Below are 26,630 nucleotides of genomic sequence, written 5' to 3' on the forward strand. Positions count from 1 at the left end.
AGGAGGAGTGATGGATAGCGCACGCTTACCTGCCCGCCCCGCCGCCGTGCGGGGCACGCGTGTCTTCGCAGCGGTGTAATCCTAGGCTGACTCTTGTTCCCAGAGCCCCCACCCCCGGGGCCATGGGACCGGACGCACTCCGGACCGCTGAACACCCAGGTGACCTCTTCATGTTCCAGGACGGGATTCCGACGATGGCCGAGTGGTCCGAGCGACTGGGCGGTCCCGCTCGCCACCTCGCGGTGACAGCGCCGAGCCTCATGCTGGCGCCCCACCTGCTGCCGCCTCCCGACGAGGCCTCGCATCACGCCGTCCTGGCGGGAGGCGACGTGTCCGCGGTGCTGATGGTGGACGACAACCCCGCCAACCTGGTGTCGCTGGAAGCCATCCTCGAGCCGCTGGGGGTGCGGCTGGACAAGGCGTCCTCCGGTGAGCAGGCGCTGCGCTACCTGCTGCGCGAGGAGTACGCCGTCATCCTGCTCGACGTGCGCATGGCGGGGCTGAGCGGCTTCGAGACGGCGGCGCTCATCAAGCAGCGCGAGCGCACGCGCAACGTCCCCATCATCTTCCTCACCGCCTACGGCCGCGACGACGTGGAGCTCATCACCGGCTACTCCACCGGCGCGGTGGACTTCCTGCAGAAGCCCTTCCCGCCGGAGGTGCTGCGCTCGAAGGTGTCCGTCTTCGTGGACCTGTTCCGCGCGCAGCAGCAGGTGCGGCGCCAGTCGGAGCTCTTGAAGCAGAAGGAGGCCGAGGCGCGTGACGCCGCGCTGCGCGCGTCCGGCTATATCGACCGGCTGCGCGACTTCGCCGCCCGCCTGTCGGAGGCGGACACGGTGGCGGAGGTATGCCGCGCCCTCTTCGAGCACGGGCTGGTGGCGGCCGGGGCCCGGGCGGCGGCCGTCAACCTGCTGGACGCGTCCGGCGAGGCGCTCGAAATCGTGGACTCCACCGGCTACTCGGAAGCGGTGCTGGCCCAGTACCGCCGGGTGCCGCTGGCCGCGCCCATCCCCCTCACCCAGGCGGTGCGGGAGCAGCGGGCCATCTGGCTGTGCTCGCCGGAGGAGTGGCAGGCGAGCTTCCCGGACGTGGACACGCTGGGCGTGCATGAGGCGGCCGTCTCGCTGCCGCTGCTGGTGAAGGGCCGGGTGGTGGGCGCGATAGGGCTGTCCTTCGCCCGCATGCGCACCTTCACGGAGATGGACCGGGCCTTCTTCACCGCGCTGGCGCATGCGTGCGCGCAGGCCCTGGAGCGGGTGCGGCTGTCCACCGAGGAGCGCCGGGCCCACGAGCAGGCGCGCGCCTCGGCGGCGCGGCTGCGGCTGCTGGGAGAGGCGTCGGACGCGTTCAGCGTCACCAACCGTGACTTGGACGGGCTGCTGGACACCATCGCCCGGCACGTGTCGCGGCACCTCGCGGAGGCGTGCGCGCTCTACCTCCTGTCCGACGACGGCGAGCGGCTGGAGCTCCAGGCCTTCCACCACGTGAATCCGGAGGCGGAGGCGCTCTACCGCGCGGTGCTCCAGGAGCCGCTGCGCTCCGGCGAGGGCTTCAGCGGGCGCGTGCTGGAGGCCGGCCAGTCGCAGCTCCTCCCCGTCCTGACGCAGGACGCGCTGATGGCCCTGGTGCCGCCGGAGCGGCAGGAGGCCGGCCGGCGCTTCCCCATCCACAGCCTGGTGGGCGTCCCGCTGCGGATGCAGGGCCGCGTGGTGGGTGTGTTGACGCTGTGCCGCTTCGGCCCGGACCGGCCCTTCACGCGGGACGACCTGGGGCTGCTGGAGGAGCTGGCGGCGAAGGCGGCGGTCGCCATCGAGAACGCGCGCCTCTTCACCGAGCAGCGGCGCGCACAGGAGGAGCTGCGGCGCCGCACCGAGTTCGAGCAGCAACTGGTGGGCATCGTCTCGCATGACCTGCGCAACCCGCTGGCGGCCATCTCCATGTCCGCGGGGCTGATGGAGAAGAAGGGCGAGCTGTCCGAAGCGCAGCGGCGCATGGTGACGCGCATCAACCAGGCCACCGAGCGCGCGGCGCGGATGATTCGCGACCTGCTGGACTTCACCAAGGCGCGGCTGGGCGGTGGAATCGCGCTGCACCCGCAGCCCACGGACCTGAAGGACGTGGTGCAGCAGGTGGTGGACGAGGTGCTGGTGGCGCACTCCGGGCGGCACGTGGAGCTGGACGTGGAGCCCGAGCTGAAGGGCGAGTGGGACCCGGACCGCATCGCGCAGGTGCTGACGAACCTGCTGAGCAATGCGCTGACGTACAGCCCGTCCGGCGCGCCGGTGCGGGTGGCCGCGCGGCTGGACGGGGACAGCGCGCTGCTGACGGTCTTCAACGGTGGAGCCTTCATCCCCACGGAGCTGCTGCCCCGCCTGTTCGAGCCGATGACGCGCGGCACGCTGAAGGAGGGCCAGTCCAGCCGGAGCATCGGCCTGGGGCTCTACATCGTCCGCGACATCGTCCGCGGCCACGGTGGCAGCGTGGAAGTGATGTCCTCCGCCGAGGATGGCACCACCTTCACCGTGCGTCTGCCCCGGCACGGGGCCTGAGAGCCGCGCTCCCCGCGTTGATGGCCGGTTCCCGCGTTCCAAGGCGGGAGCCTCGCGAAGTAGCGGCCGCGGCTCCCTTGGACGACCGCGCCCGGAAGCCGCTGACCGCCTGGCTTCGTTCGGAAGTCCTGCCTGCTCCTTGCTACTGCCGGCCCGACGCGGCCACGCTGGATGTCAGAACGTGTGTCCTTTCTTCGCGGTCGAGGTACTCACGGGAGACGTGCATGCGCGCGAAGCGAAGATGGGTCGTCGTGTGGCTCTTGCTGTCACCGGGGGCCTTCGCGTCCGTGGGCCTGGGAATGGACGATGCGCGCTGAGGCTCTGCTGCTGAGCGTGGTCGTGCTCACCACAGGCTGTGCGTCGCTGCCGGCAGAGCCAGGCCGAAGGGAAGGCCTGAGCTATATGCCGCGCGGTGCCGGGGAGCCTGAGCGATTGAATCATCGTCGGGGCTCCGGTGAAGTCGTGACAGGGGTGGCCTCCGGTGGCGTGTCGGGTGGGCAGAGCGCCACGCCGACCCGTCAAGCGGTCCTCAATGCGGCCAACGAGGTGCGGACCTCCACTTCCGGCATCTCCAACGCGCTCGCGAAGCTCGCGGCTCGAAAGGCCGGCATCGGTGGCGCCAGCGGCGTCTTCACCCGCTACGTCGACCACGGCTCCGACCAGGTGCCATGGCTTCGGCGCGCACTCGGTAGTGCAACCGCGCTGGTGGATGCAGCCGAAGAGGTCGCTGACGCGGACATGGAGTTGGGGCTCCTGCGGATGACGGGCCCCCGTCTCCAGGCCGCCATGTTCGGCGACATGCTGCTCTCCGCATGGCTCGACTTCCTCAATCTCGCTGATGTCGTGCTCCAGCAGTGCCCGGCTTACAGCGCTGAGCGGCTGTTCATGGACATGGGGCGCGTGCAGCGAATGATGGAGCCCACCTTGGCGGCGCTCGCGTCACAGGACCCGGTGCGGGTCGAGGCAGCAGCTACGACGATGCCCGGGTTGATGGGGCAGCTCACGCACGAGTTCGGTTCCATCCGTGAGGGCGCGCGCACGGCCATGGAACGCAGCGGGCAGGCGATGGCGGCGGCGCAGTTCGTGGAAATGCTCACACTCGTTTCGACGCTGAAGCTGTCACTGCCCCGGTTGCCACCGGCCGCTCCCGCCACGGTCGGCGTGGGGCTCGTCGTGGGCTCGGGCGGAGTGATGGCGGGCTCGCGGCTTGTCGTCTCCGCGGAGTGGGTGGAGATGATTCGCCGCCTCGTGAAGGCGGGCGTCATCTCCGTGCCCGTCGTCAGCGCCGCCGTCCGCATTCATGCAGGTCAGGTGATGATGGCGCAGTCGAACGGGGACCTGCCGCAGGGCGTGCGTGAAGCGCTCGGTGATGGGCCCGAGGTTCGCGGCATGCGCGAGACCGGCAGGGCCGGAGCGGGCATGTCCGAGGCACCGAAGCACCACGTCCTGCCGCAGGAGCGCCGCGCGTGGTTCGAGCAGCGAGGTTTCACGGGTGACATGGACATCGACCATTTCTGCGTCAGGCTGGAGCAGGCACAACACGAGGCGATTCACGGTGGGGGTGACTGGCGCCTGGGACGCACGTGGCCCAAAGAATGGAACCAGATGATCATGAGCATACTGCGAGACGCAGAAACAGCGGCTGGCCGGATGCTGACTCGGGATGCGATTCTAAGGCTCGTTGCGAGGGAGATGAGGCGCTATGGCATCCCAATGAACTTCATCCCCGGGAGACGGCGATGAGCGACGGACGCTCCTGGCAAGGCAATTGGCCGGCCCGCATGTATGAGCGCGTCCGAGAGCGCGGCTTTACGTCGCTTACCGCCTTTGCCGACGCACATCCCACACTCCCGCTGGTTGAGTTGGCCGAGGAACTCGGCAAGGACAGCTTCAGCGCGGTACAGGTGTTTAGCGGGTTGGTTGATGAGGCGGAACGAAGCTGTCAGGTCACGCGCTTGACGCGCGGGCAGCTCGTACGTGAATTGTCCGAGAGCTTTCCCGATGGCTGGCCGGTCGTGTTCGACGACGAAGCCCGCTTGGAGGCCGCAATGACGCTCGCCTCCTGGATTGGCTTCACTCCAGAGACGCACAAGGAGCGCGCTAGACAAGTCACCGCGGCACTCCTGGCCAGGCCACCGCCCCCCGGTTGGCGCCCGCTCGGGCCCGACGACGAGCTGCTCCGCACGCTCCTACCCGACGAGGAAGCCTGACCCACAGCGGCGTGGTCGGGATGTCCTCCACGGAGCAAGCGTGCGGCTGTACCGCCACAGCGCCTGCGGTAGGGTGATTTCGCAGTGACCCCTCGCTGTCACGGAGCGGCGACCTCGGACACGGGGTGGCCGGCCCTCGCATGCGCTACCTCCTCGCGGCGCTCGCACTGCTGAGCGCTCCCGTCCTGGCCCAGCCGAAGTCCTCGCCGTCCTCCGTCTCCCCTGGAGACTCGTTCCTCCGGCAGTTGTCGGAGACGCGCAACTTCAACCTCGGGCGTCCCGGTCTCGGCACCATCACCCCCGACGAGAAAACCGTCTTCTTCCTCCGGGGTCAGCCTCCCTCCGGCGCGCAGACGCTCTTCGCCTTCGACGTGGCGACGGGCCAGACGCGCGAGGTGCTCACCCCGGAGTCGCTCCTCAAGGGCGCGGCGGAGACGCTCACCGCCGAGGAGAAGGCCCGCCGCGAGCGCATGCGCATGATGGCCTCCGGCTTCGCCTCCTTCGCGCTGTCCACGGACGGCGAGCGGCTCCGGCTGTCGCTGTCCGGCCGCCTCTACGTCGTCGAGCGCGCGTCCGGGAAGGTGACGGAGCTGAAGACGGGGCCGGGCACCATCGACCCCCAGTTCTCCCCGGACGGCCGCCAGGTGGCGTACGTGCGTGACAACGACGTGTACCGCGTCGACCTCGCCTCCAACACGGAGTCCCGCGTGACGCGCGGCGGGACGCCGGAGAAGACGCACGGCCTCGCCGAGTTCCTCGCCCAGGAGGAGATGGGCCGCTTCTCCGGCTTCTGGTGGAGCCCGGACTCGAAGCTCCTCGCCTACACCGAGTCCGACACCGCCGGCATGGAGCAGTTCACCATCGTCGACGTCATGCACCCGGAGGCCGGCGCCCAGCGCTTCCCCTACCCGCGCGCGGGCAAGGCCAACGCGAAGGTGCGCCTGGGCCTCACGCCCGTGACGGGGGGCAAGACGACGTGGGTGGACTGGGACGCCGCGAGGTATCCGTACCTCGCCTCCGTCGCGTGGCCGGCGAAGGGGCCGCTGACGCTGCTGGTGCAGAACCGCCTGCAGACCGAGGAGCAGGTGCTCGCGGTGGACGTGAAGACGGGCCGCACGCGCGTGCTGCTCACGGAGAAGGACGACGCGTGGCTGGACCTGCACCCGCCCTTCCCCGAGTGGCTCCCGGATGGCAGCGGCTTCCTCTGGCTCACCGAGCGTAACGGCGCCCCGGAAGTGGAGCTGCGCAACGCGGACGGCGGCCTCGTGCGCTCGCTGGTGAAGCCAGACGCCGGCTTTCGCGGCCTGGTGCGCTACCTGCCCGCGGAGGACACGCTGTACTTCGTCGGCGGCCCCAACCCCACCGAGCGCTACCTGTGGCGCGGGGTGAAGGGCGGGGCGCCCACGCGCGTGACGTCGGGCGGTCCGGCGCTGGAGTCCGCGCGCATGAGCGAGCAGGGCCACCTCACCGTGCTCCTCACGGAAGGGCCCACCAGCATGCGCCGCAGCTACGTATTGAAGGCAGACGGCACGCGCGTGGGGGAGCTGCCCTCCGTGGCGAAGGAGCCGCCCTTCCAGCCCCGGCTCGAGGTCCGTCAGGTGGGCAGGGAGCGCTTCTGGGCGTCCATCGTCCGGCCGCGTGATTTCAAGCCGGGCGTGAAGCTGCCCGTCCTCGTGGACGTGTACGGCGGCGCCATCGCCACCAGCGTCCACCAGAGCATGGCGCAGAGCCTGATGTCGCAGTGGATGGCGGACCAGGGCTTCCTCGTCGTGAAGTTCGACGGGCGCGGCACGCCGCTGCGGGGCAGCACGTGGCTGCACGCCGTGAAGTACAACCTCGGACTCGTGACGCTGGAGGACCAGGTCGCCGCGCTGAAGGCGCTCGCCGCGGAAGTGCCCGAGGTGGACCTCCAGCGCGCGGGCATCGTCGGCTGGAGCCACGGCGGCTACATCAGCGCGCTCGCCGCCATGGAGCGGCCGGACGTCTTCAAGGCCGCCGTCGCAGGCGCGCTGGTGGCGGACTGGCGCGACTACGACACCCACGTCTCCGAGCGCCTCCTCGGCCTGCCCGACGAGCACCCGGAGGCGTACGACAGGAGCTCGCTGCTCACCTACGCGAAGCAGGACAAGCCCATCGGCCGGCTGCTGCTCATCCACGGCACCGCGGACGACAACGTCTACTTCTTCCACACGCTGAAGCTGTCGGACGCGCTGTTCCGCGCGGGCCGGCCGCATGAGCTGCTGCCCCTCAGCGGCTACACGCACATGGTGGGGGACCCCCTCGTCAGCCAGCGCATGTGGGAGCGGGTGATGCGTCACTTCAAGGAAGCCCTGGCACCCCTACCCGGGACGGCGGCCCGCTGAGCCGCGAAGTGCTCACGGGTGAGCACTGGGCCGGGGGGCTGTACCCCGGGACAGGCTCGCGCCGGTGGGGACATGGCACTCTTTTCCTCCACCGCATGCTTCGTGCCGCGGGTGTGGCGGCGCGCGCTGGGGGAAAAGCCGATGGCGGGTCTGTCATCACTCCCAGGGTCCGCCCTGGCATGGACGCCCCATGCCGGGAGCCCGGCGCCCTGCCTCTTCTTCGAGCCGGTGCGAGCCCCCTCGGGCGAGGTGCTCGACTTCCAGTGGACGTCGTACAACGCGGCGGCCGGCGACGTGGTGCGCGACTGGGGGCTGGACGCCCACCTGTCGCACTGGCCCGCCGACGGGGTGAGCGGCCTGGAAGTCGAGGACTGCGTGCGCCTGGGCACCACCGGCGTGCCGCTGTCCGTCCCGCTGCGGGTGCGGTGCGAGGGCTTCGACGCGCGCTTCCAGGCGGTGGCGGTGAAGGAGGGGGAGGGCTTCTCGCTGTGGCTCCTGCCTCCGGTGGAGGAGGACGCGCGGGCCCTGCGCGAGACGCTGGAGCGCGAGCGCGAGGCGCGGCGCCGGGCGGAGGCCGCGCTCGAGGGCGCGAGCGCCCTGCGGGCCCGCGAGGAGTTGCTGCGGCTGGCGCTGACCACCGCGCGCATGGTGGCGTGGGAGTGGACGGAGGCGCGCCGCGCCGTCACCTGGTCTCAAGAGGCGGACGCCTTCTTCGGGCAGCTCCCCGGCACGCTGGGCAGCTCGCTGCCGGGCTTCCTCTCGTGCGTGGTGGTGGAGGACCGGCCCCGCGTGGCGCGCGCCATTGAACAGGCGCTGGCGGCGGACGGCCCGTACACCCTCAAGTTCCGCTGCCGGCACGCGGACGGCGCCACGCACTGGTACGAGGCGGTGGGGCAGGGCGTGCGCGACGGCGAGCGCGCGCACCGCATGGTGGGTGTCGTCACGGACTGCACCGAGCGCGAGCAGGCGGAGGCCACGCTGCGCGAGGCGGAGGAGCGCTACCGGCTGGCGGCGCGCGCCACCCATGACGTGCTGTGGGACTGGGAGCTCGGCGCCGGCACCGTGCGCTGGGAGGCCAGCCCGGGCGAGTGGTTCGGCTATGGCCAGGAGCCCGCCACCCACGGGCTGGACTGGTGGCAGGCCCGCGTGCACCCCGACGAGCGCGACGCGGTGGCCGCCGCGCTGCGCGCCTTCGTGGCCTCCACGGGCGCCACGTGGCAGGCGGAGTACCGCTTCCAGCGCGGCGACGGCACCTGGGCCCACGTGCTGGACAGGGGCGTGCTCGCGCGCGACGCGGCGGGCCGCCCGGTGCGGATGATTGGCTCCATGATGGACATCACCGAGCGCCACCGCGCCCTGGAGCGCCTGTCCGAGGAGGCCCGCTTCCGCGAGCGCTTCATCGGCATCCTCGGCCATGACTTGCGCAACCCGCTGAACGCCATCTCCCTGTCCGCGCGGGCCATGCGCCGTCGCACCCCGCACAATTCCAACCAGCAGCAGCTGGCCCAGCGCATCGAGACGAGCGCGGCGCGGATGGGGACGATGATTTCAGATATCCTCGACCTCACCCGCGCGCGGCTGTCCGGCGGCATTCCGCTCAACCTCGCGCAAGCCAACCTCGCCACCCTGTGCCGACAGGTGGTGGAGGAACTGTCCGCCGCATGGCCGGACCGCCACATCGCCTTCGACGTGGACGGCCGCGCGGACGGCGTCTGGGACGCGGACCGGCTGGCGCAGGTGGTGAGCAACCTCGTCGGCAACGCGCTGGAGCACGGCGCGCAGGACGCCCCGGTGATGCTGCGCTGCGAGGAGCAGGACACCTGGCTCGTCCTGGAGGTCCACAACCCCGGCTCCCCCATCCCCGCCCCGCAGCTCGCCACCCTGTTCGACCCCTTCCGCCAGGCCGGCACCGCGCGCGAGAAGGGCCGCCGCCGGGGTGGTTTGGGACTCGGCCTGTTCATCGTCCGAGAGATTGTCCAGGCCCATGGCGGCAGCGTGCACGTGAGCTCGTCCGAGCGCGACGGCACCACCTTCACCGTGTCACTGCCGCGTGACGCGCGGCTGGCTCGCGCACCGGTAAATACGACGCGCGATACATGAATCAAACCTGAGTCATTCCATACGCAATCGTTCTCCGTGCGTCTGTCTTCTGACGGAGCGTCAGGCGGCGCACGGAGTACGTGTTTGCCGTAGGACCGAGTTGTTCGATCTGCACGCGGGGACACCTGTCAGTCCGCGCGGGAAGCCTTACCCGTTGTCGTGACCGCACGAATCGCGGTCACCCCCAACGCGGAGGCAGACCCATGCGCCACCTCATCCCGCAGACCTCACCCCACTCCGAGGTCACCCGCAGCTGGAGCCGCCATCCGCGTGGATGGGGTTGGGTGCCCGTGCTGCTGTGCGTCGCGGCCATCGGCTGCGGTCCCGCGGAGCAGGGGATGGACGTGGAGGGCGAGTCCCTCGGCACCCACGCCGACGGGCTGGTGTCGCAGAACGGGCTCTCCACCAACGGGCTCTCCACGAATGGCCTTTCCACCAATGGCCTGTCGACCAACGGGCTGTCGACGAATGGGCTCTCCACCAACGGCCTTTCCACCAACGGCCTGTCGACGAACGGCTTCAGCACCTGGTTCGGGACGAACCCGGCGAAGGCGGACGAGGTGATGCGGTACATCGCGCGGTGCGCGCTCGGCTCGACGCAGTCCCTCACGTACACGTACTCGGGCACCACGTACACGTGGACGGGCGTGCTGGGCCTGGCGCCGGGCTGGGCGGGCGGCTCGCCGGCGACGCTGGCGGAGCAGCAGGTGGTGTCCGGCTGCCTGGCCGCGCACGTGAACAAGTACGGCGTGCACCTCGAAATCTCCGTGCAGGGGCGGGACGCGACGGGCGTGGCCATCCCCCTGGGCACCAACGAGCTCACCACCTTCAACCAGCCGGAGGCGGTGTTCTTCGGCAACCTCTTCAACGGAGAGGGGCTCTTCGTGGGCAACGACGCGGACTACCTCTCGTACAGCCAGAGCACGGTGCGCGCGTGCGGCCTGTCCCAGTGGGCCGGCGACCCGGACTGCGCCGTGGTCATCAGCCACGTGGGCTCCGCCGGCACGTACTGCCAGCTGGACACGTCGCGCAACTACTACAAGACGTGCACGTACAACGGGAAGGTCTACCGCCCCATCACCACCCGCATCCGCACCCAGGACATCTACACGTGCGGCGACGGCACCTGCCAGCTCTCCGAGCACTGCGGCACCAGCAACACCGCCGCGAGCTGCCAGTCCGACTGCGGCGTCTGCCCGTGAGTCGAACCGTCGTCCTCGCCGCACCCCGCGTGCGAGAGGCCGGCCGAGCAGGTCCGTGGGGAAGTGCGGGCGTGGCGCCCCGGTGAGCGCGCCGCTCATGGTGCACCGCACGCGAGCCACTGACCCAGCTTCACGCGCTCGTCCAGGGAGGGAGCGGGGCGGGAAGACGGTGGCATCTGTGAATTGACCGAGGAGGGCCCCGCGGCCGAGTGCGCGTCGATGGCCTCCGCCCACTGGCGCACCGCCTCGGGAGTGTCGAAGTCCACGTCCGTGGGAGCGCCCTCGCGGGCCGCGCCCGTCACGCTGGCGCTGTGGCACGACAGGCAGTGCGCCTGCAGGAAGGCCTGCCCGAAGTCCGAGGCCGTGGGGCCTCCTCCGGATGGGCAGACCGCGCCGGACGCCGCCAGGTGCTCCTCCTCATGATGGTGCGCGTCGGAGTCGGAGTCCCCGCCGCCGCAACCTCCTCCTCCGCCTTCGCCGTTGCTTCCCCCGTGGCCCAGGCTCAGTCCCGCCAGGACGAGCAGGGGCAGGACGTGGGACAGCGGGCGAGCGGGCACGGGCAGCCTCCAGGGTTTTGAGAGAACGGCATGGGTAGGGCCGAGCGCCCGCGGGGGCCAGTGCACCGGAGGGCCGGGCCGCGTTCGCTTCCACACGCCAGGGCTGGCGATATGTCCCGGGCGCCCCCGCGTTCCCGACCCCAGACGCAGAGGGGTGTCCCGCGGTGGGCGCCAGGCCGGGACTCGCCGTGCCGGGCCCGACACGGCGGGCGCCGCGACAACATGCCACAGCGGCCGGGCCGGGCCCCTCTGCTACCCATCCCGCCGTCAGGGTGGCCCCCGCCCACCCTTCGTGGAGGTCCTTGGAATGAACGCCGTCCGGAAGTCCGCAGGCCTGTGGCTGTTGCCGTCCCTGTTGCTGATGCAGGGCTGTGCCGAGAGCGAGAAGACGTATCAGGTGCGCTTCAGCCCGCAGGTCCGCGAAGAGTCCCTGGCGTGCGGCACCCGCTACACCGATATCGGCACCTCGCGCGGCGCCATCGAGCTGCTCGACTTCAAGATGTACGTGCGGGACGTCACCCTGGTGCGCGCCAACGGCGAGCGGCACGCGCTGGCGCTGGAGCAGGACGGCACCTGGCAGCGCGACACCATGGCCCTGCTGGACTTCGAGGACGGCACCGGCACCTGTGACACCGGCAGCCCGCTGACGCACCGGGAAGTCGTGGGCACCGCGCCCGAGCACGACGACTACACGGGCCTGGAGTTCAAGGTGGGCCTGCCCCCGGAGATGAACCACCTGGACGGTGCCACCGCGCCCGCGCCGCTCAACGCGCCCGGCATGTGGTGGAGCTGGCAGGGCGGCTACAAGTTCCTGCGCCTGGACGTGCGCACCGCCGCCAATGACAGCTACTACTTCCACCTGGGCGCGGCCGGCTGCAAGGGCTCGGTGGGCGAGGGCTTCACCTGCACCTCCGACAACCAGGCCACGGTGACGCTGGGCGGCTTCGACCCGGACACGAACCTCGTGGTGCTGGACGCGGCCGGTCTGTACTCGGAGCTGGACGTGGAGCGCGTGCCGGACGGCACCTCGGACGGGATGCCCGGCTGCATGTCCAGCGCGGGGGACCCGGAGTGCGCGGCCTTCTTCAAGCAGGTCGGCCTGGCGGTGGACGGCAGCGCGCTGTCGCGGCCCGACACCTTCTTCCGCGTCCGCTAAAAGGGCCTGGGCTCCACCATGTCTGTCTTTGCCTTCCGCTTCCCCGCCGCGCTGCTGCTGGCGCTGGCCGCCGGCTGCGGCGCCGGTGACGATGAGGGGACGTCCCCTCCGCCCACGGTGCAGCGCGCGCCGGAATTGGATGCCGTGTCGCTGAAGAGCCAGCGCGGCGGCACCAGCCACGAGGCGGGGAACAACTGCATGGCCTGTCACGGGCCCAACGGCACCGCGCCCGGGCGCTTCACCGTGGCGGGCACCGCCGTCACCTCGAGGCGCGAGCCCAACCCGGACGCCACGATTACCCTCTCCACCGCGCCCAACGGCGCGGGCACCGTGGTGCTGACGCTGGAGGCGGACGCGAGCGGCAACTTCTATACGACGGAGGCCGCGCCCTTCCCGAGCCAGTCGCTCTTCCCCCGCGTGACGAGCCAGGCCACGGCGTCCTTCAACTTCATGCCGTTCCCCACCATGTCGGGCGCCTGCAACGTCTGCCACGTGGGGAGCAACCCCGTTGACCTGGACTGAAGGAGCCACCCGGATGTTCCGCGCATGGAAGACAGGCGCAGTGCTGGGCGCGCTGCTGGCGGCGGGCTGCGGCGGGGAGGCCCCACCGCCGGCGCCCACACCCGGGCCCACGTACGCCTGGCAGTTGCCGGCCGGCTTCCCCGAGCCCTTCGTCCCCGAGGACAACCCCATGTCCGAGGAGAAGGTGCAGCTGGGCCGCCACCTCTTCTATGACACGCGCCTGTCCGGCAACGGCACGCTGGCCTGCGCGAGCTGCCACGAGCAGCAGCGCGCCTTCACCGACGGCAAGGCCACGCCGGTGGGCTCCACCGGGGACCACGTCCCCCGCAATGCGCCGGGGCTGGCCAACGTGGTGTACCTGGCCACGTACACCTGGGCGAATCCCCAGTTGGAGTCGCTGGAGTCGCAGGCCCTGGTGCCCCTCTTCAACGAGGTGCCCACGGAGCTGGGCCTGGCGCCCCGGTTGGACGAGGTGCTCGGGCGGCTGCGCGGCGACGCGCGCTACATCGAGCTGTTCCGCGCCGCCTTCCCCAACGAGGCCGAGCCGGTGGGCAAGGACGCCATCGTGAAGGCGCTGGCATCCTTCCAGCGCACGCTGCTGTCGGGCAGCTCGCCGTATGACCGCTATCTGCAAGGCGACGACACGGCGATGACGCGGTCGGCGAAGCGGGGCATGGAGCTGTTCTTCGGCGAGCGGGCGGAGTGCTACCACTGCCACAGCGGTACGAACCTGACCCTCTCGTTCCGCGCGAAGGACTCGCGGCTGCCGGAGCGGCAGTTCTTCAACACCGGCCTCTACGACGTGGACGGCAACGGCGCCTACCCGCCGGACAACCCGGGCCTCTTCGAGTTCACCCACAACGCCAGGGACCAGGGCCGCTTCCGCGTGCCGCCGCTGCGCAACGTGGCGCTGACGGCGCCGTACATGCACGACGGCAGCATCCCCACGCTGGAGGCCGTCATCGACCACTACACCTCCGGCGGGCGCAACGTGACAGAAGGGCCCTTCGCCGGGGACGGCCGCGCCAATCCCAACAAGGACCCGCTGGTGCGCCCCTTCACGCTCACCGCCGACGAGCGCGCGGACCTGCTGGCCTTCCTCGAAAGCCTCACGGACACCGCCTTCACCCAGGACGCGCGCTTCTCCAATCCCTGGCGGTAGTCCGGGGCATGACGCTGGCCCCGCCTTTGGGGCTGGGGCCGCGTCCACCCACTGGGACACACAGGACACTCCGCGAATATTCAGTACTCCGCGTCTTTCCTGTGGCCGATTCGCGGACCTAAGGGTCCGCCCCCATTTCATCTGCTTTTTGACTGTGTATACTCGTCAAAAGTTACGCTGATGATGGAACGTTCGAGGGCGAAGGAGTGCCCTGGGGTTGTCCGGACTCCCCCCACTGTCAGCGTGGCCCTCCCGCGGAAGGCACTCCCCCAGGATGCCGTCAGCGGGGGTTCCCCCTGACGTAGTACGGCGGAGTCAAATCCATGTCCAAGCCGTGGCCTCGGTGGCCTCTGCTCCTCGCCGGTCTGTTCACGGCGAGCTCATCCCTTGCGGCTGAGAAACTCACTCCCGCTGCCCAGCCCATGCTGGCGCAGCTCAAGGCCCAGGAGCCGGCCCGTGTGGCGCAATCCCTGGCAAACCTCAAGGCCCAGAGCCTGAAGCTCGGGCTGGGCTCGCGGGACGACTTCACGCTGTCCAGCTCCAGCACGGACAGCTTTGGTCAGACGCACGCGCGCTTTGCGCAGACGTACCAGGGCGTACCCGTGTGGGGCGCCATGGCCATCACCCACCAGGGTGTGTCCGCCGGGGACATCAGCATCACCTCCGACGGCCTGCGCAAGGGCATCCGCCTGGACGTGACGCCCACGCTGGACGCGAAGTCCGCGCTGACGAAGGCCACCCAGGAGCTGGCGCCCAAGGGCGAGTTCGCCGTCACTCCGGATAGCGAGCTCATCGTCTATCCCCAGACGCGGCTGGTGAACCGCTACCCCGGCAAGCCCGTCGCCAAGCAGAACGCGGCGGACTTCACCACGGAAGTCGTCGGCTACAAGCTCGCGTACCACGTGCACACCGAGCTGGAGAACCCGAAGGACGGCGTCAAGCACACGGACTTCATCGTCGACGCGCACTCGGGTGAGGTGCTGAAGAAGTGGAACTCGCTCCAGACGGCCGCCGCCAAGGGCCTCGGCCACTCGCAGTACAGCGGTGACGTCCAGCTGGACGTCTTCCAGAACGCCCAGGGCGCCTTCGAGCTGCGCGACGTCACGCGCACCGGCGGCGAGGGCATCCGTACCTATGACGTCAACCACGCCAACGTGCAGAGCGGCGTGATTCCCACGCTGACCCTCTACACGGACCCCGACAACGTCTGGGGCGACGGGCAGAACTACATCGTCGGCGCCAACAACACGCTGAGCGCCAACGGCCAGACGGCCGCCGTCAACGCGCACTACGGCCTGCTGGCGACGTGGGACTTCTACAAGAAGATTTTCGGCCGCGACGGCGTCGACGGCCTCGGCTCGCCCACCTACAACCGGGTGCACGCCAGCAACCTCTACGACAACGCCTTCTGGAGCGACGGCTGCTTCTGCATGAGCTACGGCGACGGCTCGTATCCGGCCGCTGGCGGCTTCAAGTCCATGGGCGTGCTCGACGTGACGGGCCACGAGATGAGCCACGGCGTCACCTCGCACACTGCCGGCCTCATCTACGAGGGCGAGTCCGGCGGCCTCAACGAGTCCAACTCGGACATCTTCGGCACCATGACGGAGTTCTGGGTGGCCAACGGCCGCGGCAGCACCATTGGTGACACCGGTGGCAACTGGCTCATGGCCGAGGACCTCAGCGAGTTCCCGCTGCGCGTCATGTTCCGCCCGTCGCTGGATGGCCTGAGCGTGGATTCCTGGTTCCCCGGCCTCGGCAACATCGACGTGCACTTCAGCAGCGGCCCGATGAACCGCGCCTTCTACTTCCTGTCCCAGGGCGCGCAGCCGCTGGTGGTCGGCACCGACTACTCCAGCACCTACCTGCCCGAGGGCATGAGGGGCATCGGCAACGACAAGGCGGCGGCCATCTGGTACCGCGCGCTCTCCGTCTACCTGTTCCCGTCGTCCAACTACCTGTCGGCCCGCACCAGCAGCCTCCAGGCCGCGGCGGACCTCTTCGGCGCCCAGTCCAACGAGTACCGCGCGGTGCAGAACGCCTTCGCGGCCATCAACGTGGGCTACACCGCCGAGACGTACGATGACCGTACGGCCCCCACCGTCGTCGCGAGCGTCTCCGGCAGCTCTCCCAACCTCCAGCTGCGCGCGCAGGCCGACGACAACGTCGGCGTGGCCCGCGTGGAGCTCTACGTCGACGGCGCCCTGGCGGGGGACATCTCCGCCCAGCCGTACCAGTTCCCGCTGGACGCCACCTCGCTGTCCAACGGCGCGCACCAGCTGGTGGCGGTGGCCTACGACGCGGCCGGCAACTACGCCGCGTCCGCCCCGGCGAGCTTCACCGTCGCCAACAGCTTCGAGCAGCTGCTCACCGACCCGGGCTTCGAGCTGGCCGGTCAGGGTTGGACGGCGGACCCGCCGGAGAACATCAACTTCCCCGCGGCGGGCGGACACTCCGGCCAGGGCTACGTGTGGCTCAACGGCTGGGGCACGACCCACGTCGACAGGCTGTGGCAGGACGTCACCATTCCCGCCGGCGTCACCAAGGCCTCGCTGACCTTCTTCCTCAACCTCACCACCGCCGAGACGACGACCACCGCCGTCCGCGACACGCTGACGCTGCAGGTGCGCAACACCTCGGGCACCGTGCTGGGGACGGTGGCGACGTGGTCCAACCTGGACGCGACGCTGGGCTGGGTGCAGCAGAGCGTGGACCTGACGGCCTACGCGGGCCAGACGGTGCGCATCTTCGTGGAGGGCAACGAGAATGCCTCGCTTGCCACCAACTTCCAGCTGGATGACTTCTCGCTGCGCGTCACCCACGCCGCGGACGCCGAGACGCCCCGGGTGGCGGCCAACGTGGTCTTCTCCGGCACGCGCGTGGGCTACCTCGCGGAGGTGTCCGACAACGGCTTCGTCAACGCGGTGGAGTTCCTCGTCGACGGCGTGTCCCTGGGCAACTCGGTCAGGTCGTTCTCCCGGGTCGTCAACCTCTCCACGCTGACGGGAGGCGCGCACACGCTCGTCGCCCGGGCCACGGACGCGGGCGGCAACGTGGGCGATTCTCCCGCGGTGACGTTCTACGTGGACACCACCGCCGCCCAGCGCGTGCTCAACCCCAGCTTCGAGACCTCCACGAGCTGGACGAGTGCGACGACGGTGTCGGGCTCGACGGGCATCTTCAGCAGCGCGTCCTTCGCGCACACGGGCAGCCGCTTCTACATCTTCTGGACCTCGGGTCCGGTGCGGCACTCCGTCCGTCAGTCCGTCGCCATTCCGGCGACCGCGACCTCGGCCATCTTCAGCTTCTGGCTGCGCATCTACAACGGCGGGTTCACCGACGCCCTGCCCCACCACACCTTCAGCGCGAAGGTGCGGGACTCCGCCGGCACCGAGCTGGGGACGCTGAAGACGCTCTCCCAGGCGGATGACACCAACGCGCAGTACTTCCAGCACCGCTTCGACCTGACGCAGTACAAGGGCCAGACGGTGCAGTTGTTCTTCGACGTGGACCAGACGGCGGCCATGGATGACCCGGACGGCGACGTCCAGTTCTTCCTGGACGACGTCAACCTGGTCACCTCGACCCAGGCGGACGTCCAGAGCCCCACGCTCTCCGCGGCGGTCGAGGGCAGCTACGGGACGGTGCAGCTGACGGCCTCCGTGAGCGACAACGTCTGGACGAACTCCCTCGAGTTCCTGGTGGATGACGCCCCGGTGACCTCGTTCACGAACGTCCAGGGCATCTACGCGGCGCCGCTCGACACGAGGAGCCTGTCCAACGGCCCGCACCAGTTCAAGGCGAGGGCCACGGACAAGGCGGGCAACGTGACGGAGCGCGTGGTGAGCTTCGAGGTGCACAACTCCACCGTCGAGGACACGGGCGCGCCGCACATCACGGCCAGCCTGGAGGGCATGTTCGAGAACTACACGCTGCGGGCCGAGGCCACCGACGACACGGGCGTTGCGTACGTGGAGTTCTACGTGGACGGCGCTCTCAAGGGGAAGACGTCGTTCGAGCCGTACACGCTGCCGCTGTTCCCGATTCCGCTGGCGGCGGGTGAGCACGTCCTGGAGGCGGTGGCGTACGACGCGTACGGCAAGTCCTCCAAGGCGACCACCACCTTCACGCTCCAGCCGGTGACGGTGGAGCTGGCGGTGGCGTCCATCGTGACGCCGGTGGGCGGCTCCGTCGCCCTGCAGGCGAGCGTGGCGAACGCGGTGAACACGGCGGTGACCTGGTCCGTGGCGGAGGGCCGCATCTGCGGCACCGTCAGCGCGACCGGCGTCTACGCCGCGCCGGTGGTCCGTGGCCTCTGCCACGTGTCCGCGGCGAGCGTCGTGGTACCGACGGCGAAGGCCGTGGCGGCCATCCAGGTCTACACGGGCGACATCAACGGCGACAGCGTCGTGGACGGAGAGGACATGGGCCTGCTCGCGCAGGACTACGGCACCAACGGTTCCGAGGAGACGAACCTCGACGGTGCCGGCTCCGTGAACGACAACGACATCACCCTCTTCGTCAGCCAGTTCGGACGGTAATCCCCATGAAAACGTGGATGAAGCTCATTGTTCCGCTCCTGATTGGAGCGCTGGCTGCCTGCACCGACCCCGACTCGGGGCCAGTGACGGTGACCCCGAAGAACGTGACGGTGAAGGCCGGCGAGAAGACGACCTTCAGCGCCTCGGTACAGGATGCGGAGGACCCGCGCGTCCTCTGGTCCGTGGAGGGAGGCGACTCCCACGGCACCATCACCAGCACGGGCGTCTACACCGCGCCCGCGGCGGCCGGCACGTACACCGTGGTGGCCACCAACGCGGTGGACACCTCGAAGACGGACACGGCCTCCGTCAAGGTGGAGGCCGTCCAGACTCCGACGGTCGTCGTGAAGGTCACCCCGGATGCGGCGTCCATCGGCCAGGGCACCACCACCCAGCTCACGGCGGAAGTGTCCGGCTCCTCCATCACGGCCGTGCAGTGGTCCGTGGAGGGCGGTGACGCCAACGGTCTCGTCAGCAGCACGGGCGTGTACCTGGCGCCGCACAAGTCCGGCACGTTCACCGTGACGGCCACCAGCGTGGCGGACCCGACGAAGAAGGCCTCCGCCGCCGTGACGGTGGAGCCGGTCGTCGTCGAGGACGTGGTGGTGGCGGTCACCCCCGCGACGGCCACCACGACCTGGGGCGGCTCCGTCTCCCTGACGGCCGGAGTCACTGGCACCAACAACCTCACGGTGCTGTGGTCCGTGGAGGGTGGTGACGCCAACGGCTTCGTGAGCAGCACGGGCGTGTACCGTGCTCCGAACAAGTCCGGCACGTTCACCGTGACGGCCACCAGCGTGGCGGACCCGTCGAAGAAGGCCTCTGCCGCGGTGACGGTGAACCCCGTCGTCGTCGACGAGGTGGTGGTGGCGGTCTCCCCGAAGACGGCCACCGTGGCTCAGGATGGCTCCGTCCACCTGTCCGCCGAAGTCACCGGCACCAACCTCACCGCGGTGCAGTGGGCGGTGGAGGGCGGCGACGAGAACGGCACCGTCAGCAGCACGGGCACGTACCGGGCGCCGCGCCGCGCGGGCACGTTCACCGTGACGGCCACCAGCGTGGCGGACGCGTCCAAGTCGGACTCGGCCACCATCACCGTGGACCCCATCATCGTTCCGGACGTCGTCGTGACTGTCTCTCCGAAGACGGCCACCGTGTCCGTGAACGGCTCCGTCAGCCTGTCTGCCGAGGTTACCGGCGCCAGCGTCACGGCAGTGCAGTGGGCGGTGGTGGGCGGTGACGCCAACGGCACCGTCAGCAGCACGGGCACGTACCGCGCGCCGCAGCAGGCGGGTACGTACACCGTGACGGCCACCAGCGTGGCGGACGCGTCCAAGTCGGACTCGGCCACCATCACCGTGAACCCGATTGTCGTCCCGGACGTCGTCGTGACTGTCTCTCCGAAGACGGCCACGGTGTCCGCGAACGGCTCCGTCTTCCTGTCCGCCGAGGTCACCGGCACCAGCAACACCTCGGTGCTGTGGACCGTGCAGGGTGGCGACGCCAACGGCTACGTCAGCACCACCGGTCTGTACCTGGCCCCGAACAAGTCCGGCACGTTCACCGTGACGGCCACCAGCGTGGCGGACCCGACGAAGTCCGACTCGGCCACCATCCGGGTGGACCCCATCATCGTTCCGGACGTCGTCGTGGCTGTCTCTCCGAAGACGGCCACGGTGTCCGTGAACGGCTCCGTCAGCCTGTCCGCCGAGGTCACCGGCGCCAGCATCACGGCGGTGCAGTGGGCGGTGGTGGGCGGTGACGCCAACGGCACCGTCAGCAGCACGGGCGTGTACCGCGCGCCGAACCAGGCGGGTACGTACACCGTGACGGCCACCAGCGTGGCGGACGCGTCCAAGTCGGACTCGGCCACCATCACCGTGAACCCGATTGTCGTCCCGACCGTCGTCGTGGCTGTCTCTCCGAAGACGGCCACGGTGTCCGTGAACGGCTCCGTCAGCCTGTCCGCACAGGTCACCGGCAGCAGCAACACCTCGGTGCTGTGGACGGTGGTGGGTGGCGACGCCAACGGCTTCGTCAGCACCACGGGCACGTACCGCGCGCCGAACCAGGCGGGTACGTACACCGTGACGGCCACCAGCGTGGCGGACGCGTCCAAGTCGGACTCGACCACCATCACCGTGGAGCCGATTGTCGTCCCGAACGTCGTTGTGTCCGTCACTCCGAAGACGGCCACGCTGTCCCAGAACGGCTCCGTCAAGCTGTCCGCACAGGTCACCGGCACCAGCAACACCGCGGTGCAGTGGACGGTGGCGGGTGGCGACGCCAACGGCTACGTCAGCACCACGGGCACGTACCTGGCTCCGAACAAGGCCGGCACGTTCACCGTGACGGCCACCAGCGTGGCGGACCCGACGAAGTCCGACTCGGCCACCATCACCGTGGACCCGATTGTCGTCCCGAACGTCGTTGTGTCCGTCACTCCGAAGACGGCCACGGTGGCCCAGGACGGCTCCGTCAAGCTGTCCGCCGCAGTCACCGGCACCAGCAACACCGCGGTGCAGTGGACCGTGGTGGGTGGTGACGCCAACGGCTTCGTCAGCACCACGGGCACGTACCGCGCGCCGAGCAACCCCGGTACGTTCACCGTGACGGCCACCAGCGTGGCGGACCCGACGAAGTCCGACTCGGCCACCATCACCGTGGACCCGGTCGTCACCCCGACCATCGTGGTGACGGTCACCCCCGGGACGGCCACCGTCAACCCGGGCGCCGTCGTCAACCTCACGGCCCAAGTCACGGGCACCTCCGTCGTCGCGGTGACCTGGGCCGTGGAGGGCGGTGCGGCCAACGGCGCCGTCACCAGCTCCGGCGTGTACACGGCGCCGACGCACCCGGGCACGTTCACCGTGACGGCCACCAGCGTGGCGGACCCGTCGAAGAAGGCCTCCGCCACCATCACCGTGCCCGTCGCCGGCACGGTGAGCTACGTGGACCCCACGGGCACGGGCTGGCGCCTGGTTCGCAACGCCAGCCAGTCCTCGGGCAACACGCTGGTGCTGGACCTGGTGGGCCCCTCGGGCCAGTCCGGCCGTGGCGCGGACCTGACGCTGGCGCTGGACCCGGTCACCGCCGACTGGTCCACGGTGGACGGCTCCGAGTACGTGGCCAACCGCGGCTACGACGTGGGCGCCGCTCCCCACCTGCTCAAGTCGAGCGTGAAGGGCAGCACGCTGAGCGTGGGCGTGTACCAGAAGGGCGCTCCGGCGCACGGCTACACCGGCGCGCTGCTGTCCGTGGCGCTGACGGTGAAGACCACCGCCCAGACGCCGGCCGGCACCCTCGTGCCGCTGAACGTCCTCAGGGCGCACGCGCTGCCGGCCTCCGGCTCGCTGCAGGCCATCGACGTGGCGGTGGGTACCATCACCACCGCGCCGTAGTCCGGAGTCCGAAGCAGTGAGAGCGGCGGCCTTCCTCAGGGAAGGCCGCCGTTTTCATTTCCGGAGCCTCAGCCCCCGGACTGGCGGCCTTCAATCGCGCACAGGAGCACCGCGGCGGCGATGCCCAGGCGGCGGTCCAGCCGGCCTTCCCTGTCCATGGAGTAGTCCAAATCAATCTTCTGGATGAAGGGGTTGAAGCGCTGGGTGAAGGTGAGGACCGGCGCGCCGCCCACGTTGCCGCTGAACGTCTGCGGGATGAGGTTGGTGAGCAGGCGGCGCACGAGTGCCATCACCATGCTGTCCTCCTCAATCTTCCCCCGCTCCTGGTCGTTCGCGTCGAGGATGAGCCACTCGTCGCGGAGGATGGAGCGCAGGCCCTTGCGGCGCAGCGCGCCCACGCGCTCGCCGGTGGCCGCGTCGGTGACGTCGTACGTGGCGCCGAAGTCCAGGATGCTGCGCGCCTTGATGGTGAGCAGCTCGTCCTGCATGTCCTCGCTGCCGTAGATGCGCAGGTCCTCCTTCAGCTTGAAGGCCTTCATCTTCGAGTAGAAGGCGACGTTGCCCGCCTCGTCGTAGATGTGGAACGCGCCGCCGAACAGCTTGAAGAACTGACGGCGAATCATGTAGCGGCTCTGGCCGAAGCGGCCGCGAGCCAGGTCACTGCGAGAGCGGGGCGTGAGTGCGGTGGACATGGGGCTTCACCTACCGCGAAAGGGGCCTGCACGAACAGGGTGTCTCCCTACCCGGTCCCGGGAGTTAGCGGGAAGGCGGGTATTTCTGCAGCTTCCGCTGCAGGGAGCGCCGGTGGATGCCGAGCTTCCGCGCCGCCTCGGAGATGTTGCCGCCGGAGTCGGCGAGCACGCGGTTGATGTGCTCCCACTCGGCGCGCGCGAGGGAGGGCGCCTCGAAGCTCTCCGAGGCCGCGACGGCGGGCTCACCCGAGGCACGGGCGAAGGCCGCGAGGAGGTCGTCCACGTCCGCGGGCTTGGGGAGGTAGTTCACCGCGCCCAGGCGGATGGCGTCCACCGTGGTGGCGATGCTGCCGTAGCCCGTGAGGACGACGACGCGCGTGGAGGCGTCCACGGCGAGCAAATCCCTCACCAGCTCCAGGCCGCTGCGGCCGGGCATGCGCAGGTCCACGATGGCGTACTCGGGTGACTCGCGGCGCGCGGCGGCGAGGGCCGCGTCGTAGTCCCCAGCGGTGGTGACGTCCCAGCCCCGCTCACGGAAGGCGCGGGCCAGCCGCTCGCGCAGCGTCGCGTCGTCGTCCACGAGGAGGAGGCTGGGGTGCTGTGCTCCGGCCGTGCTCATGGCGCCGCCTCCGCTCCGCCCACCGGTAGCGCCAGGCTCGCGGTGGTGCCCTGGCCCGGTGAGGAGCGCAGCTCCAGCGAGCCTCCGAGCTGCTCCGCCAGCGTGCGCGCGAGGAAGAGCCCCAGGCCCATGCCCTCGCCCGGGGCCTTGGTGGTGAAGAACGGCTCGCCCGCCCGCGCGAGCACCTCCGCCGGCATGCCCGGGCCGCCGTCGCGTACCTCCAGCTTCGCGCGGGCCTGCTCCGCCCGCACGCGCAGCTCCACGGGCTTCGAGTCCGGCGTGGCCTGCAGCGCGTTCTTCACCAGCCCGCGCAGCACCCGGGCCAGCGCGCGCGGCGGGCCGTGCACCTGCCAGGCGCGCAGCTCGGCGGGAACCTCCACGCGCACCCTCGCGGCGCCGGGCAGCTCCGCGAGCGTGTCCTCCACCAGCCGTCCCAGCGCAATCGCGTGGAAGGGCTCTCCGGTGGTCTGCCCCGCGTCCGCGGACATCTGCACCAGCACGTCCCGGCAGCGGTCCACCTGCTGGCGGATGAGGCGCAAATCTTCGCGCACGGACTCGGAGGTGCCCGAGGCCGCCAGCGCGCGCTCCACCTCCTTCGCCACCACCGCGATGGTGGACAGCGGCGTGGACAGCTCGTGCGCCGCGCCCGCTGCCAACGTCGCCAGCGACGCCACCTTCTCCCGCCGCGCGTGCAGCGCTCGTGCCTGGGCCAGCTCCTGCTCGCGCGCGCCCAGCGCCCGGGTGACGCGCTGGACGAAGTAGACGATGAAGCCCGCGGCCACCGCGAAGGCCACCCACATGCCATTGATGTGCAGCCGCATCAGCTCCGCATGGTCCGGCCGGGACAGCCCGTGCGGCAGCTCCACGTCCTGAATCACGAAGAGCGAGCCGAACGCCGCCAGCGTGAAGCCCAGCAGTCCCCACGTCCACCGCGCGGGCAGCAGCACCGTGCCCAGCGCCACATTCACCAGGTACAGCGTGGTGAAGGGGTTGTGCGTGCCGCCGCTGAGGGCCAGCAGGCCGGTGAGCACCAGCGTGTCCCACAGCATCAGCTTGCCGATGGTACCTTCCGTCACCCGCCGCGCCCCGTGCAGCCACGCGCGCACGGAGAGGTTGGTGAGCGCTTCCAGCCCCAGCAGCGCCGCGAGCACCGGCACGGGCAGCGCCAACTCCAACCCATACGCCGCCACGGCGATGACCACCGCCTGGCCGAGCAGCAGGCCCCACCGCAGCCGCAGCAGCCACTCCAGGTTGATGCGCGCCCGCGAGGCAGGCTCGGGGAGTGTGGGGGCGTCAGGCTCGGGCTTCATGGCACGGTGGAGGGGTACGCTCGGGTTGATGCGCGCCCGCGATGGAGACTCGCATGGACATCTGGTGTGATGTACTCGCGCGCCGCCCGCTCGCAAGAGGCACGGACTGAATCGGACGCGGATTCGAAGTGCATGGAGCTCCTTCGAAACCTCGCGGTGGGACCCCCGAACAGGACGGTGCCGGGAGCCGTCCGGACCGCTCATGCCGCCAGTGAGTACCGCCTGGCTGCGCTCGACCAGGCGCCGGTCTTCTATCGAGCGGAAGGTCCCCTCCAACTCCGCCCACGCCTCCTCGCCCGGTGTCAGCCCCGCCATGCGTGGGCAACACCCACGCACCGCGGGCCCCATCCGCGCCATGCATGAGGCGCGACCGTGAGGCGGGCAGGCGGGAGGACGCACCTCCGTGAGGAGGCCGTGGAGTCGGCGGGAATGTGGATGCGCGTCCGCGATACGGCCTCGGGCCCGGCCAGAGGGCGGACGCGGGTGTCATGGCGCGGCAGCCGGCCGGGCCGAGGCGGAGCGGGCCACGTTGCCCAGCAGGTCGACGCGTGCGGGAGGCTCCTGGGGACCCACTCCGTCCAGCCACGTGTCCCACGCCAGCGTGACGACGAGCGTGGCCCGGGGCTGCTCCTCCGACAGCGTCAGCCCGTCGAGCACCACGTCCACGGACGAGTGCCCGGCGCTGGTGGCGTCGAACGCCTGTGCCACGCCGCCATCCGTCGGGGAAAGCGTGCCGCGCACGTGGAGGCTGCGGCCCTCCATGTCCACGGGCTCGGGGCCCGCGGTCGCGGAGGCCAGCCCCTGCGCGTCCGAGTCCGCCGGCTCGAAGGTGAGCCGCGCGCGGCAGTACCGGCCCGGTGGCGGACGCAGCACGCCCAATTCCGTGACGTCCCCATCCGCGCCATCCAGGCCGAGGACATGCGGCGTGCCCAGCCGCCGGGGGCTGGAGCTCGAGTGCGCCCACGCGGTGCTCACGGGCGACAGCCCTCGCAGCAGGCGCAGCCAGCCGGCTTCTTCACACGGCAACAACTCCACGCTGCCCAGCGTCACGAGCGCGCGGGTGAAGGACGCGCGCGTGCCCTGCGCATTGAGGAGGGTGCGCGGGCCCCCAGCCTCCAGGGCGGGGCGGGCGCGCGCGGTGGTGATGCCAAGGGTCAGCTCCATCCCCTCCACGCGGTCTCCACCACCACAGGCGGCGAGACAGAGGAGGGCGGCGGCGCCGAGGACGGAGGGCTTCATGTGCTCGAGCTCAGAGGTCATACGCGACGGACATCATCGCGATGGGAGTGGGGGCCACGCGGCCATTCAGCCGGTTGAAGAAGGGCACGCGCACGCCGGCCGACAGGACGATGTCCGTCACCGGGCTGAAGAGGACGTCGGGCGAGGCGTAGCCGATGACACCGCCGCCGTCCTCCTCCTTCTCGCCGTTGATATCCGCGGCCTTCTCCACCCGCCCATCCAATCCCAGACGCACCGCCCAGCGCGGGGCCGGCTGGTACTGCGCGGCGAGCGTGGTGCGCACGGACGCGCCGGCGCGAAAGCCCTGGATGCCGCGCGTGGGCAGGAAGCCGGTGGCGCTGGCGACGAAGGACCACGCGCCCCGGAAGTGCTGGTACGCCACGCCGAACAGCGGGTCCACCGAGCCGCTCCCCAGCTGCGTGTCCAAATCGAGCTCCGTCCCATCCTCCGTGTGCAGCACGGGCGCGGTGGGCAGCTTCACGCCGGCCAGCACGCTGAAGAGGTGGTCCGGCGAGAAGTCCTTGTCCTGGTACACGAAGGCCTTGGCGCTGACCTCCACGTCCCCCACACCCCAGCCGCGCTCGCGCGCGAGGCTCACGTCGCGCACCTCGCGGGCCTGCAAGGGGAGGGTGGCCGCGAGGAACAGCCACGGCAGCGGCGCGTACGCGGCGGACACGTCCATGCGCGCCTCGCGCAGGCGCAGCGCGTTCACGTTGTCCTGGCCCACGGTGTGGCCCCACGCGCGCAGCGTGGTGGACAGGCGCAGGCGGCCGGAGAACGGCTGCTCCGTGCCCATGGAGGTGAGCGTCGGGTCTCCACAGGCACAGGTGGCGCAGGCCCAGGCGCGGGCGCCGGGCACCAGCACCATGGCGCTGGCGAGGAGGAGGGTGGCGGCGAGGGGCTTTCTCACGGCGCCGGCTACCATACGTACCCCGTGGCGGAGGGGCGTGCGGCGAGTTGTCGCAGCGGGGACAACCCGACGGGGACCCTGTCCTCCCGTCGGAGGG

17 protein-coding genes are annotated in these 26,630 nt (G+C 70.4%); 11 read left to right on the forward strand and 6 right to left on the reverse strand.

Going from position 1 to position 26,630, the window contains the following annotated elements; translation table 11 throughout:
• The first annotated feature begins 170 nt into the window (after positions 1–170).
• From G4D86_RS09505 to G4D86_RS09530, 6 genes are all read left to right on the forward strand, one after another.
• Complete coding sequence (locus G4D86_RS09505) at positions 171–2,549, forward strand: hybrid sensor histidine kinase/response regulator (RefSeq protein ID WP_240360140.1); 2,379 nt, start codon at positions 171–173, stop codon at positions 2,547–2,549.
• A gap of 333 nt (positions 2,550–2,882) precedes the next feature.
• Complete coding sequence (locus tag G4D86_RS09510) at positions 2,883–4,292, forward strand: DUF2380 domain-containing protein (RefSeq protein ID WP_420821850.1); 1,410 nt, start codon at positions 2,883–2,885, stop codon at positions 4,290–4,292.
• Positions 4,289–4,759, forward strand: coding sequence for an NUDIX hydrolase (locus G4D86_RS09515; protein WP_163991799.1), 471 nt, complete (start codon positions 4,289–4,291; stop codon positions 4,757–4,759). The genes G4D86_RS09510 and G4D86_RS09515 overlap by 4 nt, the downstream gene beginning before the upstream one ends.
• A gap of 140 nt (positions 4,760–4,899) precedes the next feature.
• A complete protein-coding gene (locus tag G4D86_RS09520) occupies positions 4,900–7,122 on the forward strand; it encodes a S9 family peptidase (protein WP_163991801.1) in 2,223 nt (740 codons plus the stop codon).
• A gap of 228 nt (positions 7,123–7,350) precedes the next feature.
• Positions 7,351–9,222 carry a sensor histidine kinase gene (locus G4D86_RS52700; protein WP_240360141.1) on the forward strand — a complete coding sequence of 624 codons (1,872 nt, stop codon included), beginning with the start codon at positions 7,351–7,353 and terminating at the stop codon, positions 9,220–9,222.
• A 203-nt stretch (positions 9,223–9,425) separates the two neighbouring features.
• Positions 9,426–10,424 carry a hypothetical protein gene (locus G4D86_RS09530; RefSeq protein WP_163991803.1) on the forward strand — a complete coding sequence of 333 codons (999 nt, stop codon included), beginning with the start codon at positions 9,426–9,428 and terminating at the stop codon, positions 10,422–10,424.
• 95 nt (positions 10,425–10,519) lie between these two features.
• Here G4D86_RS09530 and G4D86_RS09535 read toward each other — a convergent pair whose 3' ends face one another.
• The gene (locus tag G4D86_RS09535; RefSeq protein WP_163991805.1) at positions 10,520–10,981 is read right to left on the reverse strand and encodes a hypothetical protein; all 462 of its coding nucleotides are present in this window, start codon (positions 10,979–10,981) and stop codon (positions 10,520–10,522) included.
• Between the two features lie 307 nt (positions 10,982–11,288).
• Here G4D86_RS09535 and G4D86_RS09540 point away from each other — a divergent pair, with 307 nt between their 5' ends.
• The 5 genes from G4D86_RS09540 to G4D86_RS09560 all read left to right on the forward strand — a co-directional run bounded on the left by G4D86_RS09540 (position 11,289) and on the right by G4D86_RS09560 (position 21,763).
• A complete protein-coding gene (locus tag G4D86_RS09540; RefSeq protein ID WP_163991808.1) occupies positions 11,289–12,137 on the forward strand; it encodes an MbnP family copper-binding protein in 849 nt (282 codons plus the stop codon).
• Positions 12,138–12,155: 18 nt separating this feature from the next.
• Complete coding sequence (locus tag G4D86_RS09545) at positions 12,156–12,659, forward strand: hypothetical protein (protein WP_163991810.1); 504 nt, start codon at positions 12,156–12,158, stop codon at positions 12,657–12,659.
• 13 nt (positions 12,660–12,672) lie between these two features.
• A complete protein-coding gene (locus G4D86_RS09550; protein ID WP_163991812.1) occupies positions 12,673–13,821 on the forward strand; it encodes a methanobactin export MATE transporter MbnM in 1,149 nt (382 codons plus the stop codon).
• A 458-nt stretch (positions 13,822–14,279) separates the two neighbouring features.
• The gene (locus tag G4D86_RS09555; protein ID WP_163991814.1) at positions 14,280–18,362 is read left to right on the forward strand and encodes a M4 family metallopeptidase; all 4,083 of its coding nucleotides are present in this window, start codon (positions 14,280–14,282) and stop codon (positions 18,360–18,362) included.
• Positions 18,363–18,379: 17 nt separating this feature from the next.
• Positions 18,380–21,763, forward strand: coding sequence for a hypothetical protein (locus tag G4D86_RS09560; protein WP_163991816.1), 3,384 nt, complete (start codon positions 18,380–18,382; stop codon positions 21,761–21,763).
• Between the two features lie 68 nt (positions 21,764–21,831).
• On the opposite strand, the gene G4D86_RS09565 is transcribed toward G4D86_RS09560, so the two are convergent.
• The 5 genes from G4D86_RS09565 to G4D86_RS09585 form a co-directional block, all read right to left on the reverse strand.
• A complete protein-coding gene (locus G4D86_RS09565; protein ID WP_163991818.1) occupies positions 21,832–22,455 on the reverse strand; it encodes an LURP-one-related family protein in 624 nt (207 codons plus the stop codon).
• Positions 22,456–22,519: 64 nt separating this feature from the next.
• Positions 22,520–23,074: a response regulator transcription factor gene (locus G4D86_RS09570; RefSeq protein WP_163991820.1), complete on the reverse strand. Its 555-nt coding sequence runs from the start codon at positions 23,072–23,074 to the stop codon at positions 22,520–22,522.
• Positions 23,071–24,384 (reverse strand): ATP-binding protein, encoded by a 1,314-nt coding sequence (locus tag G4D86_RS09575; RefSeq protein ID WP_163991822.1) that lies wholly within the window; start codon positions 24,382–24,384, stop codon positions 23,071–23,073. Before G4D86_RS09575 ends, G4D86_RS09570 begins: the two co-directional genes overlap by 4 nt.
• A 486-nt stretch (positions 24,385–24,870) precedes the next feature.
• Entirely contained in the window at positions 24,871–25,644 is a 774-nt protein-coding gene (locus G4D86_RS09580) for a hypothetical protein (RefSeq protein WP_163991824.1), read from the reverse strand.
• The gene (locus G4D86_RS09585) at positions 25,634–26,533 is read right to left on the reverse strand and encodes a transporter (RefSeq protein ID WP_338050597.1); all 900 of its coding nucleotides are present in this window, start codon (positions 26,531–26,533) and stop codon (positions 25,634–25,636) included. The genes G4D86_RS09580 and G4D86_RS09585 overlap by 11 nt, the downstream gene beginning before the upstream one ends.
• Positions 26,534–26,630: the final 97 nt, after the last annotated feature.

The organism is Pyxidicoccus caerfyrddinensis (assembly GCF_010894405.1).
GTDB lineage: Bacteria > Myxococcota > Myxococcia > Myxococcales > Myxococcaceae > Myxococcus > Myxococcus caerfyrddinensis.

Bases quoted from the DNA above. Each gene is read 5' to 3' on its own strand.
- G4D86_RS09545 (WP_163991810.1), top strand. From the start codon at position 12,156: ATGTCTGTCTTTGCCTTCCGCTTCCCCGCCGCGCTGCTGCTGGCGCTG.
- G4D86_RS09530 (WP_163991803.1), top strand. From the start codon at position 9,426: ATGCGCCACCTCATCCCGCAGACCTCACCCCACTCCGAGGTCACCCGC.
- G4D86_RS09505 (WP_240360140.1), top strand. From the start codon at position 171: ATGTTCCAGGACGGGATTCCGACGATGGCCGAGTGGTCCGAGCGACTG.
- G4D86_RS09565 (WP_163991818.1), bottom strand. From the start codon at position 22,455: ATGTCCACCGCACTCACGCCCCGCTCTCGCAGTGACCTGGCTCGCGGC.
- G4D86_RS09575 (WP_163991822.1), bottom strand. From the start codon at position 24,384: ATGAAGCCCGAGCCTGACGCCCCCACACTCCCCGAGCCTGCCTCGCGG.
- G4D86_RS09540 (WP_163991808.1), top strand. From the start codon at position 11,289: ATGAACGCCGTCCGGAAGTCCGCAGGCCTGTGGCTGTTGCCGTCCCTG.
- G4D86_RS09560 (WP_163991816.1), top strand. From the start codon at position 18,380: ATGAAGCTCATTGTTCCGCTCCTGATTGGAGCGCTGGCTGCCTGCACC.
- G4D86_RS09515 (WP_163991799.1), top strand. From the start codon at position 4,289: ATGAGCGACGGACGCTCCTGGCAAGGCAATTGGCCGGCCCGCATGTAT.
- G4D86_RS09550 (WP_163991812.1), top strand. From the start codon at position 12,673: ATGTTCCGCGCATGGAAGACAGGCGCAGTGCTGGGCGCGCTGCTGGCG.
- G4D86_RS09580 (WP_163991824.1), bottom strand. From the start codon at position 25,644: ATGACCTCTGAGCTCGAGCACATGAAGCCCTCCGTCCTCGGCGCCGCC.
- G4D86_RS09520 (WP_163991801.1), top strand. From the start codon at position 4,900: ATGCGCTACCTCCTCGCGGCGCTCGCACTGCTGAGCGCTCCCGTCCTG.
- G4D86_RS09570 (WP_163991820.1), bottom strand. From the start codon at position 23,074: ATGAGCACGGCCGGAGCACAGCACCCCAGCCTCCTCCTCGTGGACGAC.